Source organism: uncultured Georgenia sp., assembly GCF_937958535.1.
Classification (GTDB): domain Bacteria; phylum Actinomycetota; class Actinomycetes; order Actinomycetales; family Actinomycetaceae; genus Oceanitalea.
On the sequence record NZ_CALGNQ010000223.1, the window covers coordinates 1 to 3,213 of the forward strand.

Here is a 3,213-nt window from a genome sequence, read left to right on the forward strand (position 1 = left end):
CGAGATTCTGCTGTGTGACTGGAGTTCAGACGTGTGCTCTTCCGATCTGGCCGCATCGCCCGGCTCGAGGTGCGGCGGCAGCGCCGGCTCCGGCACCGTCCGGCTCCGCCGCGCGCGGCTCACCGCCGGCCCACCCGCGCCGTCGTCGCCCCGGTGAGCGCGAGGAGGTCACGCGGGCCGAGCTCGACGTCCGCGCCCCGCCGGCCCGCGCTGACCAGCACCGTCGCGTGCTCCAGCGCCGACTCGTCGACCACGACCGGCAGCCGCCGCCGCGGCCCGAGCGGAGAGATACCGCCCACGACGTACCCGGTGGCCCGCTCCGCCGCCGCCCGCTCGGCCAGCTGGGCGCGCTTCCCGCCCACCGCCGCGGCGAGCGCCTTGAGGTCGAGCTCGCCGGTGACCGGGACGACGGCGACGACGAGCCCGCCGTCGACCTCCGCGACGAGCGTCTTGAACACCCGCGCCGGGTCGACGCCCAGCGCCTGCGCCGCCTCCAGGCCGTAGGACAGCCCGCTCGACGGGTCGTGGGTGTACTCGCGCACCACGTGCTCCACCCCGGCCTCCTGCAGGGCGCGCAGCGCCGGGGTGCCCGCGGGCGCCTTGCGCCTCACCACACCGGCCCCCGGCTCACCGCGGGCCCACCTGGAGCACCCGCACGACGGCCCCCTCCGCCTCGTCGCTGGCGTCGAGGTCGACCACCGCCCAGATGCCCCAGTCGTGGTCGCCCTCCGGGTCGTCGAAGGTCTGGCGCACCAGCCACAGCCGGCCCTCCGCCGCCTTGGCGAACGCGGCGTCGTCGTCCTCGGGCAGGCCGGCGCGCAGCAGGTCCTCCCGGGCGGGACGCTCGTCGACCGCCACGAGCGCGGAGGCCCGGGCCTGGACGTCGATGCCCAGCCAGTCGTACTCCTGCCAGTACGGGTCCATCGCCCGTTCCCAGCGCTCGGCGTCCCAGCCGTCGGCGGCGTGCATCGCGCCCAGCGGCTCGTAGTGCTCCCGGGAGAGCAGCTCCACCCGGGTGAACAGCGCCTTGCGCACCGCCACCCGGAAGGCGTGGCGGTTGCGGGTGAAGGCGACCGGCGCGCCGTCGGGCCCCTCGCCGAAGCGCCGCTCCGCCCCCTCGGGCGCCGCGTCCTGACCGGCCCCGTCGGCGGCGGGGGCACGGGCGGCGGACATCGCCTCCCACTCGTCGAGCAGGCTGGAGTCCACGGCCCGGATGTGGTCCCCGAGCCAGGTGATGATCTCCTCCACCTCGTCCGTGCGGGCGTGCTCAGGCAGCACCTGGCGCAGCGCCCGGTAGGCGTCGGTGAGGTAGCGCAGGACCACCCCCTCACTGCGGCCGACCTCGTAGCGCGAGACGAGCTCGGAGAACGTCATCGCGTTCTCCACCATCTCGCGCACCACCGACTTCGGCTTGAGCTCGTAGTCGGCCACCCACGGGTTGGTCTGCCGGTAGGTCGCCAGCGCCGCCTCGAGCAGCTCGGCGAGCGGGCGGGGCCAGGTGACCTCCTCCAGCGCCTCCATCCGCTCCTCGTACTCCATGCCCTCGGCCTTCATCGCGGCGATGGCCTCCCCGCGGGCGTGGCGCTGCTGGGCGTAGAGCAGCGGGCGCGGGTCCTCCAGGGTGGCCTCGATGACGGAGACGACGTCGAGCGCGAACTCCGGGGAGTCCGGGTCGAGCAGGTCGATGGCGGCCAGCGCGAACGGCGAGAGCGGGGCGTTGAGCGCGAACTCCCGCGGCAGGTCCACGGTGAGCCACACGTACGGCTTGCCCGGGTTGGCGCGGCGCCACTCGGCGTCGGCGTGCTCGACCACCCCCGCGGTGCGCAGCGAGCGGTAGATCTCCACCGCCCGCCGCAGGTGCGGGTTCCACGGGGTGGGCGGCTCGTGGTTGTCGGTGAGCAGCCGGTACATGGTCTGCACCGGGTCGCCCGGCCGGGCGAGCACCGACAGCACCATGGTGTGGGTGACATGGAACTGGCTGGTCAGCGGCTCCGGGTCGGCGTCGCGCAGCCGCTCGAAGGTCTTGTCGGTCCAGTTCACCACCCCGGCGGGTGCCTTCTTGCGCACGATCTTGCGGCGCTTGCGCTCGTCGTCGCCTGCCTTGGCCAGCGCCTTGGCGTTCTCGATGACGTGCTCGGGGGCCTGGACGATCACCTCACCGGTGGTGTCGTACCCGGCGCGGCCGGCCCGGCCGGCGATCTGGTGGAACTCGCGGGCCGTCAGGTGGCGCGAGCGCTCGCCGTCGAACTTGGTCAGCGAGGTGAGGACGACGGTGCGGATGGGCACGTTGATCCCCACCCCGAGGGTGTCGGTGCCGCACACGACGGCGAGCAGCCCGGCCTGGGTGAGCCGCTCCACCAGCCGGCGGTAGCGGGGCAGCATGCCCGCGTGGTGCACCCCGATCCCCAGCCGCAGCAGCCGGGAGAGGGTCTGCCCGAACCCCTTGGAGAAGCGGAAGTCCCCGATCGCCTCGGCGATCTCGGCGCGCCGCTCACGGGAGGCGACGTTGACCGAGGTCAGCGACTGCGCCCGCTCGACGGCGTCCTTCTGGGCGAAGTGGACCACGTACACCGGCGCGCGGTCCTGCTGGACGAGCCGCACGAGCAGGTCCTGGATCGGCTCCACGGAGTACTCGAAGGTCAGTGGGACCGGGCGCTCGGCGTCGGCGATGACGGCGACGTCGCGGCCGGTGCGGCGCTCGAGGTCGCGCTCGAAGAAGGAGACGTCCCCGAGCGTGGCGCTCATGAGGACGAACTGCGCCTGGGGCAGCTCGAGCAGCGGGATCTGCCACGCCCAGCCGCGCTGCGGGTCGGCGTAGAAGTGGAACTCGTCCATGACGACGACGCCGACGTCCAGCTCCGCGCCCTCCCGCAGCGCCTGGTTGGCCAGGATCTCCGCGGTGCAGCAGATGATCGGGGCGTCGGGGTTGATCGCGGTGTCGCCGGTGACCATCCCGACGTTGCGCGAGCCGAAGAGCTCGACGAGGTCGAAGAACTTCTCGCTCACCAGCGCCTTGAGCGGGGCGGTGTAGTACGTGCGCTCGTTCCGGGCCAGCGCCACCGTGTGGGCGGCCAGCGCGATCATCGACTTCCCCGAGCCGGTGGGGGTGGAGACGATGACGTGCGAGCCGGTGGTGATCTCCAGCAGCGCCTCCTCCTGGTGGGGGTAGAGCGCGCGGCCGGTGCCCTCCGCCCAGGTGGCGAAGCCCTCGTA

The 3,213-nt window shown here is 73.5% G+C and carries 2 protein-coding genes; both read right to left on the bottom strand.

From position 1 onward, the window contains the following. Positions 1 to 119: 119 nt before the first annotated feature. Positions 120 to 614, bottom strand: coding sequence for a Cys-tRNA(Pro) deacylase (gene ybaK / locus Q0195_RS11830; RefSeq protein ID WP_299278751.1), 495 nt, complete (start codon positions 612 to 614; stop codon positions 120 to 122). Between the two features lie 13 nt (positions 615 to 627). After that, positions 628 to 3,213: DEAD/DEAH box helicase (locus tag Q0195_RS11835; RefSeq protein ID WP_299278754.1), on the bottom strand; the 2,586-nt coding region annotated here is incomplete at its 5' end.